The sequence below is a fragment of the Klebsiella sp. A-Nf5 genome, from assembly GCF_002810545.1.
Lineage (GTDB): Bacteria > Pseudomonadota > Gammaproteobacteria > Enterobacterales > Enterobacteriaceae > Klebsiella > Klebsiella variicola.
In genome coordinates, this window is record NZ_PIOG01000023.1 from 51125 (window position 1) to 65636 (window position 14512).

Genomic DNA, 14512 nt, shown 5'->3' on the forward strand with positions numbered 1-14512 from the left:
TATTAAAAGCCCGAAAATTTTACTGATTTCTGTGCAAAAATCAATTCAAAACTACATTACGCTAAATAATTCGAGTTGCAGGACAAAACGCGAAAGCGTTTTGAACAGCGCTTGCGCTGGCCCCGAAGGGGTGAGGCCGAATGGCCGAATCACGCGGCAAGTGAGTAAATCCCCGGGAGCGTACACAAGTACGTGACCGGGGTGAACGAACGCAGCCAACGCATCTGCGGCTTGAATTATGACGCGTATTAGCGGCCCGGGAAGCCTGGCGGCATCATCCCTTTCATCCCGCGCATCATCTTCATCATGCCGCCTTTCGACTTCATCTTCTTCATCATGCGCTGCATGTCGTCGAACTGCTTCAGCAGACGGTTCACATCCTGCACCTGCATCCCGCAGCCAGCGGCGATACGGCGCTTACGTGAGCCTTTGATGATTTCCGGCTTGGCGCGCTCTTTCAGGGTCATCGAGTTGATGATGGCTTCCATACGCACCAGCACTTTGTCGTCCATCTGCGCTTTTACGTTGTCCGGGATCTGGCCCATACCCGGTAGCTTGCCCATCAGGCTGGCCATGCCGCCCATGTTTTTCATCTGACGCAGCTGCTCAAGGAAGTCGGTCAGATCGAAACCGTCGCCTTTCTTCAGCTTGGAGGCCAGCTTCTCGGCCTGCGCGCGGTCAACTTTGCTCTCGATATCTTCGATCAGCGACAGCACGTCGCCCATGCCGAGGATACGGGAAGCGACGCGGTCCGGATGGAACGGCTCCAGCGCTTCGGTTTTCTCGCCGACGCCGAGGAATTTAATCGGCTTGCCGGTAATATGGCGAATCGACAGCGCCGCGCCGCCGCGGGCGTCGCCGTCCACTTTGGTCAGCACCACGCCAGTCAGCGGCAGCGCTTCGTTAAAGGCCTTCGCGGTATTCGCCGCATCCTGACCGGTCATCGCATCGACGACGAACAGGGTTTCAACCGGGTTAATGGCGGCGTGGACGTGCTTGATTTCGTCCATCATCGCTTCGTCAACGTGCAGACGACCGGCGGTATCCACCAGCAGCACGTCGTAGAATTTGAGTTTCGCTTCTTTCAGCGCCGCATTGACGATATCCACCGGCTTCTGGCCGACGTCAGACGGGAAGAAATCGACGCCGACCTGCTCGGCCAGGGTTTCCAGCTGTTTAATCGCCGCCGGACGGTAAACGTCCGCGGAGACCACCAGCACTTTCTTCTTGTGCTTCTCGCGCAGGAATTTCCCCAGCTTACCGACGCTGGTCGTTTTACCGGCGCCCTGCAGACCCGCCATCAGCACCACCGCCGGCGGCTGCGCCGCCAGGTCGAGCGTCTGGTTCTCTTCGCCCATCGCCGCCACCAGCTCGTTGCGGACGATTTTGACGAACTCCTGACCCGGGGTCAGGCTTTTATTGACTTCATGGCCGACCGCGCTCTCTTTCACGCGGCTGATGAAATCACGTACCACCGGAAGCGCAACGTCCGCTTCCAGCAGCGCCATGCGCACTTCGCGCAGGGTGTCTTTAATATTGTCTTCTGTAAGGCGTCCGCGGCCGCTAATGTTGCGCAGCGTACGCGACAAACGATCGGTTAAATTATCAAACATTGTCTCTCGCCTGAGGTGGAAACGGTCGGTCGCCGCAGCGACACACAAAACGAATGTGGCGGAGTATAACACGACATCAATCTGAATGTGCTGCAACGGTTGGAGCAGAGGCCTGCTGACGTTATACTGCTTCTCTTTCTTATTTAGCCAACAGCCGACACCTATGCCTGTTTTTGCTCTACTCGCCCTTGTCGCCTACTCCATCAGCCTGGCGCTGATTATCCCCGGCTTGCTGCAAAAAAACAGCAGCTGGCGGCGTATGGCGATTTTATCTGCGACTATCGCGTTGATCTGCCATGCTTTTGCGCTGGAAGCACGGATATTCCCCGGCGGCGAGAGCGGGCAAAACCTCAGCTTACTGAACGTCGGGTCGCTGGTCAGCCTGATGATCTGTACGGTGATGACTATCGTGGCCTCGCGCAATCGCGGCTGGCTGCTGCTGCCTATTGTCTATGCCTTCGCGCTAATCAATCTGGCCTTCGCCACTTTCGTGCCTAACGAATATATCACTCACCTGGAAACCACCCCGGGGATGCTGGTGCATATCGGTCTGTCGCTCTTCTCGTACGCCACGCTGATCATTGCCGCGCTGTATGCGCTGCAGCTGGCGTGGATCGACTACCAGTTAAAGAACAAAAAGCTAGCCTTCAGTAGCGAAATGCCGCCGCTGATGAGCATTGAGCGCAAAATGTTTCACATCACCCAGGTCGGCGTGGTGCTGCTGACCCTGACCCTGTGCAGCGGCCTGTTCTATATGCACAATCTGTTCAGCAGCGAAAACATTGATAAAGCGGTGCTGTCGATTATTGCGTGGTTCGTCTATATCGTCCTGCTGTGGGGCCACTATCATGAAGGATGGCGCGGACGTCGCGTGGTCTGGTTCAGCGTCGCTGGCGCCGGTCTGCTGACGCTGGCCTATTTTGGTAGCCGCGTGCTGCAGCAGTTCGTGAGCTAAGTCTTTTAAGGAATCCTACGTGGAACATATCTCCACCACCACGCTGATCATAACGCTGATCGTCATGGTGATTATCTCTGCCTATTTCTCCGGCTCCGAAACCGGCATGATGACGCTGAACCGCTACCGGCTACGTCATATGGCGAAACAAGGCAACCGCCAGGCTAAGCGCGTGGAGAAGCTGCTGCGCAAGCCGGACCGCCTGATTAGCCTCGTGCTCATCGGCAATAACCTTGTCAACATTCTCGCCTCGGCGCTGGGCACCATCGTCGGCATGCGCCTGTACGGCGACGCCGGCGTCGCGATCGCCACCGGCGTGCTCACCTTTGTGGTACTGGTATTTGCCGAGGTGCTGCCGAAGACCATCGCCGCCCTCTATCCGGAAAAGGTCGCCTACCCCAGCAGCTTCCTGCTGGCGCCGCTGCAGGTGCTGATGATGCCGCTGGTGTGGTTGCTGAATACCATCACCCGCATGTTGATGCGCATGATGGGCATCCGCACCGATACCGTCATCAGTAGCGCCCTGAGCAAAGATGAACTGCGCACGATTGTGAATGAATCCCGTTCACAAATCTCACGGCGCAACCAGGATATGCTGCTGTCGGTCCTGGATCTGGAAAAAGTCAGCGTTAACGACATCATGGTGCCGCGCAATGAGATTGTCGGCATCGACATCAATGATGACTGGAAATCTATCGTCCGCCAACTGACCCACTCGCCGCATGGCCGCATCGTGCTCTACCGCGATTCGCTGGACGATGCCATCAGCATGCTGCGTGTTCGCGAAGCCTACCGTCTGATGACGGAGAAGAAAGAGTTCACAAAAGAGATCATGCTGCGGGCGGCAGATGAGATCTACTTTGTTCCGGAAGGGACGCCGCTCAGCACCCAGCTGGTGAAATTTCAGCGCAATAAAAAGAAAGTCGGTCTGGTGGTCGATGAATACGGCGATATTCAGGGGCTGGTCACCGTCGAAGATATTCTTGAAGAGATTGTCGGCGACTTCACCACCTCTATGTCACCCACCCTGGCGGAGGAAGTGACCCCGCTTAACGACGGCACGGTGATTATCGACGGCAGCGCCAACGTTCGCGAGATCAATAAAGCCTTCAACTGGCATCTGCCGGAAGATGAAGCGCGCACCGTCAACGGTATCATCCTCGAGGCGCTGGAAGAGATCCCGGTCCCGGGCACCCGCGTGCGCATTGAGCAGTACGATATAGATATCCTCGACGTGCAGGACAACATGATTAAACAGGTGAAAGTGATGCCGGTGAAATCATTACGCGAGAGCGTCGCGGAGTAGCGCGAGCGAAGGAATTAACATCACGGTGGGCTGCGGCCCGCCGTTTTTTTTTATCTCACGCCGGGAGTGGTGGCATAAAAAAACGGCCGCCCGCGGGCAGCCGTTGAGCAATGCAGCAGACGTTATTTCGCTTTCGCTACCGTCACCATCGCGGCGCGAATAGTACGGCCGTTCAGGGTATAACCTTTCTGCATCACGGCCAGCACGTTGCCCGCCGCCACGTCTTCAGATTCGACCATCGCAATGGCCTGGTGGACGTTCGGATCCAGCGGAACGTTGGTGTCGGCGATCACTTCCACGCCGAACTTACGCACCACGTCCAGCATGGATTTCAGGGTCAGTTCGATCCCTTCCACCATCGGCGCCAGGTCCGGATTAGCCTTGTCGGCCACTTCCAGCGCGCGGTCCAGGCTGTCGATCACCGGCAGCAGTTCATTGACGAATTTTTCCAGCGCGAATTTGTGCGCTTTCTCGATATCCTGCTCGGTACGACGACGCAGGTTATCTTCGTCGGCTTTGGCACGCAGCATCACTTCACGTTCACGTTTCTGCGCTTCAGCCAGCTGGGCTTCCAGATTCGCAATTTTTTCATCGCGCGGATCCACCTGCTCAGCCGAAACTTCAGGCTCTACTGCCTCAACGTCGTCGTGCTGCTCCGTGATAATTTCTTCCGGGGCTTGCCCCTCAGGCGTTTTCTGTTCTTTACTACTCATGAATTTCTCCGCGTTTTTTTCGCATTCATCTCGCTAACTTCGCTTATTATGGGGATCAGTTTCCGGGTTTCAAGGGAAGCGGACAGATTGTCACTATTTCATTTAACGCAAGGACATCCAGATCATGAAGAACCATTTCAAGTGTATCGGCATTGTGGGACATCCTCGTCACCCCACCGCCCTGACCACACATGAAATGCTCTGGCGCTGGCTGTGCAGCAAAGGGTATGAAGTGCTGGTTGAACAGCAGATCGCCCATGAACTTCAGCTCAGCAACGTGAAAACCGGCACGCTGGCGGAGATTGGTCAACAGGCCGACCTCGCGGTGGTGGTGGGCGGCGACGGCAATATGCTCGGCGCGGCGCGGACCCTGGCCCGGTATGACATTAACGTCATCGGCATTAACCGCGGCAACCTCGGCTTTCTCACCGACCTTGACCCGGACAACGCCCTGCAGCAGCTCGCCGACGTGCTGGAAGGCCACTATATCGCCGAGAAACGCTTTCTGCTGGAGGCCCAGGTGTGCCAGCAGGATTGCCAGAAACGCATCAGCACCGCCATCAACGAAGTGGTGCTGCACCCGGGCAAAGTGGCGCATATGATTGAGTTCGAAGTCTATATCGACGAAGTCTTTGCGTTCTCTCAGCGATCCGATGGCCTGATAATCTCCACCCCGACCGGCTCCACGGCCTATTCGCTGTCGGCCGGCGGCCCGATCCTCACGCCGTCGCTGGACGCCATCACCCTGGTGCCGATGTTCCCGCACACCCTTTCAGCGCGACCGCTGGTGATCAACGGCGACAGCACCATCCGTCTGCGCTTCTCGCATCGCTGCAGCGATCTGGAGATCAGCTGCGACAGCCAGATTGCCCTGCCGATCCAGGATGGCGAAGACGTTCTCATTCGCCGCTGTGATTATCACCTCAATCTTATTCACCCTAAAGATTACAGCTATTTCAATACATTAAGCACCAAGCTCGGCTGGTCGAAAAAATTGTTCTGATTTACATCGCTGCCTCTTTACTGGATAAAAAACCAGTCTATACTGTACGAAAACACAGTATTGGTTTTTCATACAGGAAGGCAGCTATGTTGGCGCAACTCACCATCAGTAATTTTGCTATCGTTCGTGAACTGGAAATTGATTTCCACAGCGGCATGACCGCTATCACCGGGGAAACCGGCGCCGGGAAATCCATTGCCATCGACGCGCTGGGGCTGTGCCTCGGCGGCAGAGCGGAAGCCGACATGGTGCGTCGCGGCGCCACCCGTGCCGACCTGTGCGCGCGCTTCGCGCTGAAAGATACCCCGGCCGCCCAGCGCTGGCTGGAAGAGAACCAACTGGAGAGCGGGCGTGAGTGTTTACTTCGCCGGGTGATCAGCGCTGACGGCCGCTCGCGCGGCTTCATCAACGGCACAGCCGTCCCGCTCTCGCAACTGCGCGAGCTGGGCCAGCTGCTGATCCAGATCCACGGCCAGCATGCGCACCAGCTGTTAACCAAACCCGAACACCAGAAAACGCTACTCGACGGCTATACCGGTGAGTATGCGCTTACTCAGCGTATGGCCGAGCATTACCGTCAGTGGCACCAGAGTTGCCGCGAGCTGGCTCAACACCAGCAGCAGAGCCAGGAGCGGGCCGCCCGCGCCGATCTACTGCAGTATCAGCTTAAAGAGCTGAACGAATTTAACCCGCTGGCGGGCGAGTTTGAGCAGATTGACGAAGAGTACAAGCGCCTGGCCAACAGCGGGCAGTTGCTCAGCACCTGCCAGCACGCCCTGACGGTACTGGCGGACGGCGAAGAGGCCAATCTCCAGAGCCAGCTTTATACCGCGAAGCAACTGGTCAGCGAACTGGTGGGTATGGACAGCAAGCTTTCCGGCGTGCTGGATATGCTGGAAGAGGCAGCCATTCAGCTCAGCGAGGCCAGCGACGAGCTGCGCCACTATCACGACCGTCTGGATCTCGATCCGAACCGTCTGTTCGAACTTGAGCAGCGTATTTCCCGGCAAATCGCGCTGGCGCGTAAACATCAGGTGATGCCGGAAGAGCTGCCGGCGGTTTATCAGGCGATGCTGGAAGAGCAGCGCCTGCTGGACGACAGCGCCGGCTCGCTGGAATCCCTCAGCCAGCAGGTGGTCGAACATCATCAGCTGGCGCTGGAGACTGCACGTCAGCTGCACGCCCTGCGCCAGGCCAGCGCCGACGAGCTGACCCAGCTTATCACCGAGAGTATGCACTCACTTTCGATGCCGCACGGGGTCTTTGCGATTGAGGTCGCTTTCGATGAACGCCATCTGACCGCCGACGGCGCCGACCATATTGAGTTCCGTGTCACCACTAACCCGGGTCAGCCGCTGCAGCCGATCGCCAAAGTGGCCTCCGGCGGCGAACTGTCGCGCATTGCGCTGGCGATTCAGGTGATCACCGCGCGTAAAATGGAAACCCCGGCGCTAATCTTCGACGAAGTGGACGTCGGCATCAGCGGCCCGACCGCCGCCGTGGTCGGCAAGCTGCTGCGCCAGCTGGGCGAGTCCACGCAGGTGATGTGTGTGACCCACCTGCCGCAGGTTGCGGGCTGCGGCCACCATCATTTCTTTGTCTGCAAAGAGACCGATGGCGAGATGACCGAAACCCATATGCAGCCGCTGGATAAGCGCGCTCGTCTGCAGGAGCTGGCTCGTCTGCTGGGCGGCAGCGAGGTCACGCGCAACACCCTGGCGAACGCGAAAGAGTTGCTTGCGGCGTAAACTTTTTGATTTTCACAGGGTCATAGTGAACAGCAAATTGCCTGCTGACCTGCAGCCGGAGGTTTCCATCGGCGCGAAGGTCTATTATTATCGGCATATTACAGATGAGCCACGTACTGCTCGGGCCCAAAAAGGAATCAAATCACTATGCGCTGTAAAACGCTGACTGCTGCCGCAGCGGTTCTTCTTATGTTGACCGCAGGCTGTTCTACTCTGGAACGAGTGGTTTACCGTCCTGACATCAACCAGGGTAACTATCTGGCACCTAACGATGTAGCAAAAATTCGTGTCGGTATGACGCAACAGCAGGTTGCTTATGCTCTCGGAACGCCAATGATGTCGGATCCGTTCGGCACCAACACCTGGTTCTATGTATTCCGTCAGGAGCCGGGCCACGAGAAAGTGACTCAGCAGACCCTGACCCTGACGTTCAACAGCGGCGGCGTGTTAACTAACATTGATAACAAGCCCGCGCTGACCAGTCAGTAAGGCCCGGAAAAGCAAAAAGCGCTCGATGAGCGCTTTTTTTATGGCTGATAGCCGGTCTGCTGCTGTGGGTTACTTCGCAGCGCCTTTCTCTGCCCGCTGGCGACGCAGCTCTTTCGGGTCTGCGATCAGCGGGCGATAGATTTCGACCCGGTCGCCGTCGTGAACTTCGTCATGCAGCTTAACCGGACGACTGTAGATACCCAGCTTGTTCTTCGCCAAATCGATGTCATCACGCAGGGCCAGTAGCCCGCTGGCGATAATCGCCTGCTCGACCGTCGCTCCCTCATCCAGGGTGACTCGCTGCAGATACTGCTTTTCAGGCAGCGCGTAGGCAACCTCAACACGAATATTAGCTGGCACTGTAGACCTCTTTGGCGCGCGAAGTGAACGCCTGCACCATGTTGGCGGCCAGCTCTTTGAAGACCCGGCCAAAGGCCATCTCAATCAGCTTATTGGTAAATTCAAAATCGAGATGGAACTCGATTTTGCACGCCTCGGGACTCAGCGGAATAAACTTCCAGCCGCCAATCAGCTTCTTGAACGGGCCATCCACCAGGCTCATCAAAATGCTCTGGTTACTGGTCAGTGTATTCCGGGTCGTGAAGGTCTTACTGATGCCGGCTTTGGACACATCAACCGCCGCCGTCATTTGCGTCGGCCCGAATTCCAGCACGCGGCTACCGGTGCAGCCTGGCAGAAAATCAGGATAGGACTTCACATCGTTTACCAGTTGATACATCTGTTCCGCGCTGAAAGGCACCAGCGCAGTACGGCTAATCTGAGGCATAGCAGGTTCCACATTTAAACACAGTGCAAATAATATCATTTATCTGCTGCTAAAAAAAACGCTGTGCCGCAACTCGTGCTAAGATGCGCAGTACACCTCGCAGGATGCGATCGAGGTAACTGTGTATAAGACGATGACTTCAGGACATTATGACTAAGAAAAAAGCCCACAAACCTGGATCAGCCACCATTGCGCTGAATAAACGCGCCCGTCACGAATACTTTATCGAAGATGAATACGAGGCTGGTCTCGCCCTGCAGGGCTGGGAAGTCAAATCCCTGCGTGCAGGCAAAGCCAACATCGGCGATAGCTATGTCATCCTGAAGGATGGCGAAGCCTTCCTGTTCGGCGCCAACTTTACGCCCATGGCCGTGGCTTCCACCCACTATGTGTGCGACCCGACGCGCACTCGTAAGCTGCTGCTTAACCAGCGTGAGCTGGACACCCTGTACGGCCGCATTAACCGCGAAGGTTACACCGTCGTCGCCCTGTCGCTGTACTGGAAGAACGCCTGGTGCAAAGTGAAAATCGGCGTCGCCAAAGGTAAGAAACAACACGACAAGCGTACCGATCTGAAAGATCGTGAATGGGCGCTGGATAAGGCGCGTATTATGAAGCACGCCGGACGCTAACCCCCTCCCCGAGGGCCAGCTATCGCTGGCCCTTACGCTATATCCTTGTTGATGCTGCTTTTTCATCCACCCCGTTGAAACAATCCTGCGTAATGGGGCTGGTAACGACATTCACAAATCTGTTATACTTGACCTACACATTGGGGCTGATTCTGGATTCGACGGGATTTGCGAAACCCAAGGTGCATGCCGAGGGGCGGTTGGCCTCGTAAAAAGCCGCAAAAAATAGTCGCAAACGACGAAAACTACGCTTTAGCAGCTTAATACCCTGCTCTGAGCCCTCTCTCCCTAGCTTCCGCTCTTAAGACGGGGATCAAAGAGAGGTCAAACCCAAAAGAGATCGCGTGGATGCCCTGCCTGGGGTTGAAGCGTTAAATCTAATCAGGCTAGTTTGTTAGTGGCGTGTCTGTCCGCAGCTGGCAAGCGAATGTAAAGACTGACTAAGCATGTAGTGCCGAGGATGTAGGAATTTCGGACGCGGGTTCAACTCCCGCCAGCTCCACCAAAATTCTCCATCGGTGATTACCAGAGTCATCCGATGAAGTCCTGAAAGCCCGCACGGCGCAAGCCCTGCGGGCTTTTTTGTGCCTTGAATTTATCCCGCGAAGTCCGAAGAGAACTCATTAAATCCGAACCTTTTAGGCCCATTGATAGGCCCAACGAAAGCTCTGTTGTTTTCGCGCTACCAATTACCCGCCAACCCCCCTCTCAGAATTAGACCTCCCACGACACTCGCACAACCCTTTCACACTCCGGCCGCGTCAGCGGCCAGAGGCAAAGATTTACCCCTTGTCAGAATACGCATCCAGCATGGCAAGGACCGCCCGACGCGCCGCATCGTCTGCGATATTGTCAGGCAGCGCATCAGCCCGCAGAGTGACATAAGCGTCAGCAGCCCTTCGAATGGCAATCCCGACGGAGTGACGATCGTGCGTTGCCAGGGTGGAAGTCAGCAAGCCATCAGGATCAATGCCGAGGGCTTCTATTCGGCGAACACCGCGTTGCGGTAGATTGGCGCGACGGAACAGCATCGGTCCCAGCACTTGTTCCCGGAAGAAAGACAGCATCCCCAGCGCTTCGAAGAGTTCGCCCCTGCCCAGTTTAACCACGGCATAATGCAGCCAGATCCAGGCTCGGGACTCAAACCACTCCGGCGTCATATTCGGCCAGTGAGCACTAAATTTTGCCAGCTGTCGCTCGAGAGCATCGTTATCACGGGTAAATAGCACGGCAGGCTCCTCAACGCGCTGAGTGAGCATGTCCAGGGTGATAAATTTCAGATCGACATGAAGAAGTTCCGGGCCAAACAGGCAGATCAGCAGGCGAGGCTCACCGACGTGTTCACCGGTGAAAGCATGTAGCAGATGGCCGAGCGTTCCGGCGAACGCCATACGCTGAGCCATGATTTCGTCATAATAGAGAGGGTCGACCACCACCACGAAATCCAGATCGGAGTATTGATCAAACCCGCCATGGATAAACGAGCCGCCAGCGAGAAGGGAGTGGATCCGCGAATCAGACTGTAATTTAAGCTTCAGTTGCTCTGCAAAACTTCTGTGTAAATCGGGTAGCGTATTCAGCATACTTTTTCCTGTTCACAAAAAAGACAAAGCATTACAGAATATCGAGCGATTCATCAGCAGACCAGATATTTCGCCAGGAACCCTACGCTCCATCGCGAAGCGCTAAATGCAAGCAATCCTCCCCTCAGACCACCTCGCTCATCCACTCAGCAAACGCCCGCACGGCGGGAGAGAGAAAGCGCTGGTGCGGATAGAGCAATGTGACGGGTACCGGGGGCGGCTGCCAGTTCGCCAGCACTTCCACCAGCCTCCCCTCCTGCAGATGGTCAGCAACGATATTCTCCGCCAGCTGCGCCAGCCCGAAGCCCGCCAGGCACATTTTTATATAGAGCCCCGTTTCATTCACCGCGGCGTTGCCGCTGACGGGTACAGAAAAGGTCTCGCCGTGGCGAACGAAGCGGAACTCATCGGCCCGCCTCGCCTGACCGGAGAAATAATGCACCGCCCGGTGCTGAGAGAGTGCCTCCGGTGACGGCGGCACGCCATATTCCCTGAGATAGTCCGGTGACGCGCAGGTTACCCAGCGAAAGCGGCCCAGAGGGCGGGCCACCAGGCTGGAGTTGTTCAGCTCTCCCGTTCGTATCACGCAGTCGACGCCTTCCTGAATGAGATCGACCTGGCGATCGCTGACGCCGATCATCAGGTAGATATCGGGATAGCGTCGGTAAAAGTCCGGCAGATGCGGCATGACGATGAAATGCGCGATGCCCGCGGGCATATCAACCCGCAGGCGCCCCTGAGGCCGCGCGACAGACTCGCTCAGGGTGGATTCACTATGTTCGATGAGGGCGAGAATTTCCCGGCACTGCGCCAGATACTGCAGCCCTTCAGGGGTAAGGCTCACCCGCCTTGTGGTCCGATTCAGCAGCCGCACCTTCAGGTATTTCTCAAGGTTTTTAATGGTACTGGTGACAGTGGAGGCGGGCAGGGAAAGGTTTTCCGCGGCACGCACGAAGCTCCCTGCCTCCGCGACGCGCATAAACATCTGCATAGCCTGGATACGATCCACCTTCTTTCTCCCCTGAAGCGAGCGGCTTACCGACAGACGGCATGATTATTTGTTGATTATGAATAATGAAAACAATTTACGCATCTTTTTGCGCTTAATCGCCTGGCGTATCGTTGCTCGGTGGATGACGAAGGAGGGGCCGAAAATGAACATGCCCTCAATAAATATCCAGATAATCATTACGTTAAATAACACGCATAAAGGAAAAATAATGTCCGTGCAGCCTGTCGAATTAAGTAAGGCGTATCGTTTATTGCAGGTCGGGTCCACCACCATGATTTCCGCAAAATATAATGGCGTCGAAAATGTCATGTCAGCCGCCTGGGTTGGGCTGGCAGGCGAGCGAAAAGTGGTGGCCTATATTGGCACCCAGGCCTTCACTCGTCAGCTGGTGGAAAAGAGCGGCTATTTCGTGGTGCAGATCCCCGTAGTCAGCCAGATGGCAACCGTCCTCTACGCTGGCGGGCGCAGCTATGCCGACGCGCCGGATAAAAATGACGCCATCCCCTTCATTTATCAGCCGGGGCTCGACATCCCCCTCGTGGCAGGCTGCGCGGGCTGGCTGGTGTGCAAAGTGATGCCCTACCCGGACATTCAGCAGCAACACAATCTGTTTCTGGGCGACATCGTCGCCGCCTGGAGCGATGATCGGGTATTCCGTAACGGACACTGGATTTTTGATGATGCGCCGGACGAGCTACGGACCGTTCACTATGTCGCAGGCGGGCAGTTCTATGCCATCGGTAAGGGCAGCAAATTCGATCATGGGCCGGGTCAGGACTGACCCTCCCCGGTCATGTGGCTTACTGACGAGATGTCTGCGCAGCAGAGCGGCTGATACTCCGGCGCCAGACGCCGGGCGCCTGGCCATACTGGCGCTTGAAGCTGCGGTTGAAGGACTGCTGGGAGTCAAAGCCGAGGGCGATCGCCACGTTCAGGATCGGCTCGTTGCTGTGGGCTAAGCGTTCGACCGACTTTTCCAGCTTTTGCGCCCGAATATATTCTCCGAGGGGCTGCCCGGTATGTTCTTTGAAGATCCGCTGCAGGTGCCACTTCGAATAGCCGGATCGTCGGGCAACGGTGTCTATATCCAGACGGCTATCAAGATGGTTGTCGATCCAGTCAATGAGATCCTGAATGATGGCGCCAGTGTTCATCATGTTACCTCCGCGCAGCCGGTTAAAAGCATCTTTATCAGTTGCATTTAAAGGTGGACTGGTTTCACACAAAATGCAAGTTTTATTGTTACATTTAAATCCGCGCCGGGATCGCGGTTTTTGTCTCCAGCCAGGACCGCACATAAAGTGCAACAATTATTCTTGCACTTAGTTAAGCGCCTTCCTACAATCGCCGCGATAGTGTATTCGAAATTGTTACAGTTTTGTGGCGATGATCGACACAAATGGCCTTAAGCCAGCCCGGACAAAGGAAGTGGCGCGGCCTCTCACGCTGCGTCTTGCCCGGCGGCTACAATTACCGGAATAAAAATAATGAGCCTGCAAAAAACCTGGGGAAACATTCACCTGACCGCGCTCGGCGCGATGATGCTCTCCTTTCTGCTCGTCGGCTGCGACAACAGCGTCGCGCAAAACGCCGCGCCTCCCGCCCCGACGGTCAGCGCCGCTAAGGTGCTGGTGAAGTCGATCAGTCAGTGGGATAGTTTTAACGGTCGCATTGAAGCGGTGGAGAGCGTTCAGCTTCGCCCTCGCGTCTCGGGATATATTGATAAAGTGAATTACACCGACGGTCAGGAAGTGAAAAAGGGCCAGGTGCTGTTCACGATAGATGACAGAACCTATCGCGCCGCCCTGGAGCAGGCGCAGGCAACGCTGGCGAGAGCCAAAACGCAGGCCAGCCTGGCGCAAAGCGAGGCGAACCGCACCGATAAATTAGTCCATACCAATCTTGTCTCCCGTGAAGAGTGGGAGCAGCGCCGGTCAGCCGCGGTTCAGGCGCAGGCTGATATTCGCGCCGCGCAGGCGGCGGTGGATGCCGCGCAGCTTAACCTCGACTTCACCAAAGTGACCGCGCCTATCGATGGCCGCGCCAGCCGGGCGCTGATCACCAGCGGTAACCTGGTCACCGCGGGCGACACCGCCAGCGTGCTCACCACTCTGGTCTCGCAGAAGACGGTGTACGTCTACTTTGACGTCGACGAGTCAACCTACCTCCACTATCAAAACCTCGCCCGCCGCGGGCAAGGCGCGTCCAGCGATAATCAGGCGCTCCCGGTGGAGATTGGCCTGGTTGGCGAGGAGGGTTACCCCCATCAGGGCAAAGTGGATTTTCTCGATAATCAGTTAACGCCGAGTACCGGCACCATCCGCATGCGCGCGCTGCTGGATAACTCGCAGCGTCTGTTCACACCGGGGCTGTTTGCCCGCGTGCGTCTGCCGGGCAGCGCCGAGTTCAACGCCACGCTGATCGACGACAAAGCGGTACTGACCGATCAGGATCGTAAATACGTCTATATCGTTGATAAAGATGGTAAAGCGCAGCGACGTGATATTACCCCGGGGCGTCTGGCAGACGGTTTACGCATCGTTCAGAAGGGGCTGAACCCTGGGGATAACGTCATCGTCGACGGGTTACAAAAAGTGTTTATGCCGGGTATGCCGGTGAATGCCAAAACCGTTGCCATGACCACCAGCGCCGCCCTCAACTGATCCCTAAT

15 protein-coding genes and 1 other RNA gene are annotated in these 14512 nt (G+C 56.4%); 9 read left to right on the forward strand and 7 right to left on the reverse strand.

Features of this window, described 5'->3' with window-relative positions:
* Positions 1–248: 248 nt before the first annotated feature.
* Positions 249–1613, reverse strand: a complete 1365-nt coding sequence (ffh, locus tag CWM53_RS01250) for a signal recognition particle protein (protein WP_002914152.1) — start codon at positions 1611–1613, stop codon at positions 249–251.
* A gap of 163 nt (positions 1614–1776) precedes the next feature.
* On the opposite strand from ffh, the gene CWM53_RS01255 reads away from it, so the two are divergent.
* Both CWM53_RS01255 and CWM53_RS01260 read left to right on the forward strand, forming a co-directional pair.
* The gene (locus CWM53_RS01255; protein ID WP_023282914.1) at positions 1777–2568 is read left to right on the forward strand and encodes an inner membrane protein YpjD; all 792 of its coding nucleotides are present in this window, start codon (positions 1777–1779) and stop codon (positions 2566–2568) included.
* A gap of 19 nt (positions 2569–2587) precedes the next feature.
* Positions 2588–3874 carry an HlyC/CorC family transporter gene (locus CWM53_RS01260; protein ID WP_061153620.1) on the forward strand — a complete coding sequence of 429 codons (1287 nt, stop codon included), beginning with the start codon at positions 2588–2590 and terminating at the stop codon, positions 3872–3874.
* Between the two features lie 122 nt (positions 3875–3996).
* Here CWM53_RS01260 and grpE read toward each other — a convergent pair whose 3' ends face one another.
* Positions 3997–4587, reverse strand: coding sequence for a nucleotide exchange factor GrpE (gene grpE, locus CWM53_RS01265; protein WP_008806096.1), 591 nt, complete (start codon positions 4585–4587; stop codon positions 3997–3999).
* 124 nt (positions 4588–4711) lie between these two features.
* On the opposite strand from grpE, the gene nadK reads away from it, so the two are divergent.
* The 3 genes from nadK (at position 4712) to bamE (ending at position 7827) form a co-directional block, all read left to right on the forward strand.
* Positions 4712–5590, forward strand: a complete 879-nt coding sequence (gene nadK / locus CWM53_RS01275) for an NAD(+) kinase (RefSeq protein WP_002914158.1) — start codon at positions 4712–4714, stop codon at positions 5588–5590.
* Positions 5591–5676: 86 nt separating this feature from the next.
* Positions 5677–7338, forward strand: a complete 1662-nt coding sequence (gene recN / locus CWM53_RS01280) for a DNA repair protein RecN (protein ID WP_004206849.1) — start codon at positions 5677–5679, stop codon at positions 7336–7338.
* 147 nt (positions 7339–7485) lie between these two features.
* A complete protein-coding gene (gene bamE, locus CWM53_RS01285; protein WP_008806098.1) occupies positions 7486–7827 on the forward strand; it encodes an outer membrane protein assembly factor BamE in 342 nt (113 codons plus the stop codon).
* 69 nt (positions 7828–7896) lie between these two features.
* On the opposite strand, the gene CWM53_RS01290 is transcribed toward bamE, so the two are convergent.
* Both CWM53_RS01290 and CWM53_RS01295 read right to left on the reverse strand, forming a co-directional pair.
* Positions 7897–8187: an RnfH family protein gene (locus CWM53_RS01290; RefSeq protein ID WP_100730375.1), complete on the reverse strand. Its 291-nt coding sequence runs from the start codon at positions 8185–8187 to the stop codon at positions 7897–7899.
* Positions 8177–8614 (reverse strand): type II toxin-antitoxin system RatA family toxin, encoded by a 438-nt coding sequence (locus tag CWM53_RS01295; protein ID WP_008806099.1) that lies wholly within the window; start codon positions 8612–8614, stop codon positions 8177–8179. Before CWM53_RS01295 ends, CWM53_RS01290 begins: the two co-directional genes overlap by 11 nt.
* A 149-nt stretch (positions 8615–8763) precedes the next feature.
* Between CWM53_RS01295 and smpB the strand changes: the two genes are divergently transcribed.
* The gene (smpB, locus tag CWM53_RS01300; protein ID WP_002914164.1) at positions 8764–9246 is read left to right on the forward strand and encodes an SsrA-binding protein SmpB; all 483 of its coding nucleotides are present in this window, start codon (positions 8764–8766) and stop codon (positions 9244–9246) included.
* A 142-nt stretch (positions 9247–9388) separates the two neighbouring features.
* Positions 9389–9751: a transfer-messenger RNA gene (gene ssrA / locus CWM53_RS01305) on the forward strand.
* Between the two features lie 277 nt (positions 9752–10028).
* Here ssrA and CWM53_RS01310 read toward each other — a convergent pair.
* Positions 10029–10829, reverse strand: a complete 801-nt coding sequence (locus tag CWM53_RS01310) for a hypothetical protein (RefSeq protein WP_100675884.1) — start codon at positions 10827–10829, stop codon at positions 10029–10031.
* A 124-nt stretch (positions 10830–10953) separates the two neighbouring features.
* Positions 10954–11838, reverse strand: coding sequence for a LysR family transcriptional regulator (locus CWM53_RS01315; RefSeq protein ID WP_100730376.1), 885 nt, complete (start codon positions 11836–11838; stop codon positions 10954–10956).
* Positions 11839–12049: 211 nt separating this feature from the next.
* Here CWM53_RS01315 and CWM53_RS01325 point away from each other — a divergent pair, with 211 nt between their 5' ends.
* Positions 12050–12622 carry a flavin reductase family protein gene (locus CWM53_RS01325; protein ID WP_100632141.1) on the forward strand — a complete coding sequence of 191 codons (573 nt, stop codon included), beginning with the start codon at positions 12050–12052 and terminating at the stop codon, positions 12620–12622.
* 19 nt (positions 12623–12641) lie between these two features.
* Here CWM53_RS01325 and CWM53_RS01330 read toward each other — a convergent pair whose 3' ends face one another.
* Positions 12642–12995 (reverse strand): helix-turn-helix domain-containing protein, encoded by a 354-nt coding sequence (locus CWM53_RS01330; RefSeq protein ID WP_077274722.1) that lies wholly within the window; start codon positions 12993–12995, stop codon positions 12642–12644.
* Between the two features lie 333 nt (positions 12996–13328).
* Between CWM53_RS01330 and oqxA the strand changes: the two genes are divergently transcribed.
* Positions 13329–14504, forward strand: a complete 1176-nt coding sequence (oqxA, locus tag CWM53_RS01335) for a multidrug efflux RND transporter periplasmic adaptor subunit OqxA (RefSeq protein WP_100730377.1) — start codon at positions 13329–13331, stop codon at positions 14502–14504.
* Positions 14505–14512 lie beyond the last annotated feature (8 nt).